Genomic DNA, 1,507 nt, shown 5'->3' with positions numbered 1-1,507 from the left:
CTGAGGACAAGCCCTCGGCCTATTAGTACCGGTCAACTCCACCCCTCACGAGGCTTCCATATCCGGCCTATCAACCCAGTCGTCTACTGGGAGCCTTACCCTCTCAAGGAGGTGGGAGTGCTCATCTCGAAGCAGGCTTCCCGCTTAGATGCTTTCAGCGGTTATCCCTCCCGAACGTAGCCAACCAGCCATGCCCTTGGCAGGACAACTGGCACACCAGAGGTTCGTCCGTCCCGGTCCTCTCGTACTAGGGACAGCCCTTCTCAACACTCCTACGCGCACAGCGGATAGGGACCGAACTGTCTCACGACGTTCTAAACCCAGCTCGCGTACCGCTTTAATGGGCGAACAGCCCAACCCTTGGGACCTACTCCAGCCCCAGGATGCGACGAGCCGACATCGAGGTGCCAAACCATCCCGTCGATATGGACTCTTGGGGAAGATCAGCCTGTTATCCCCGGGGTACCTTTTATCCGTTGAGCGACGGCGCTTCCACAAGCCACCGCCGGATCACTAGTCCCGACTTTCGTCCCTGCTCGACCCGTCAGTCTCACAGTCAAGCTCCCTTGTGCACTTACACTCAACACCTGATTGCCAACCAGGCTGAGGGAACCTTTGGGCGCCTCCGTTACTCTTTAGGAGGCAACCGCCCCAGTTAAACTACCCACCAGACACTGTCCCTGATCCGGATCACGGACCCAGGTTAGACATCCAGCACGACCAGAGTGGTATTTCAACGTCGACTCCACAACAACTGGCGTTGCTGCTTCAAAGTCTCCCACCTATCCTACACAAGCCGAACCGAACACCAATATCAAGCTATAGTAAAGGTCCCGGGGTCTTTCCGTCCTGCTGCGCGAAACGAGCATCTTTACTCGTAATGCAATTTCACCGGGCCTATGGTTGAGACAGTCGAGAAGTCGTTACGCCATTCGTGCAGGTCGGAACTTACCCGACAAGGAATTTCGCTACCTTAGGATGGTTATAGTTACCACCGCCGTTTACTGGCGCTTAAGTTCTCAGCTTCGCGGAGTCGAAACCCCACTAACCGGTCCCCTTAACGTTCCAGCACCGGGCAGGCGTCAGTCCGTATACATCGCCTTACGGCTTCGCACGGACCTGTGTTTTTAGTAAACAGTCGCTTCTCGCTGGTCTCTGCGGCCACCCCCAGCTCGGAGTGCAAGACTCGTCACCAGGAATGGCCCCCCTTCTCCCGAAGTTACGGGGGCATTTTGCCGAGTTCCTTAACCATAGTTCACCCGAACGCCTCGGTATTCTCTACCTGACCACCTGAGTCGGTTTGGGGTACGGGCCGCCATGAAACTCGCTAGAGGCTTTTCTCGACAGCATAGGATCATCCACTTCACCACAATCGGCTCGGCATCAGGTCTCAGCCTTAATGAGTGACGGATTTGCCTATCACTCGGCCTACACCCTTACCCCGGGACTACCACCGCCCGGGCTGGACTACCTTCCTGCGTCACCCCATCGCTCACCTACTACAGGT

At 56.5% G+C, this 1,507-nt stretch carries 1 rRNA gene (cut by a window edge); it reads right to left on the bottom strand.

Features of this window, described 5'->3' with window-relative positions:
* Nucleotides 1–2 precede the first annotated feature (2 nt).
* Nucleotides 3–1,507, bottom strand: a 23S ribosomal RNA gene (locus AB0K43_RS31230) (it continues 1,643 nt past the right edge of the window).

Origin of the sequence: Kitasatospora sp. NPDC049258, assembly GCF_040678895.1 — a bacterium.
Lineage (GTDB): Bacteria > Actinomycetota > Actinomycetes > Streptomycetales > Streptomycetaceae > Kitasatospora.
The sequence above is the reverse complement of the archived record's forward strand: the minus strand, read 5'-3'. Positions and strand labels throughout refer to the sequence as shown.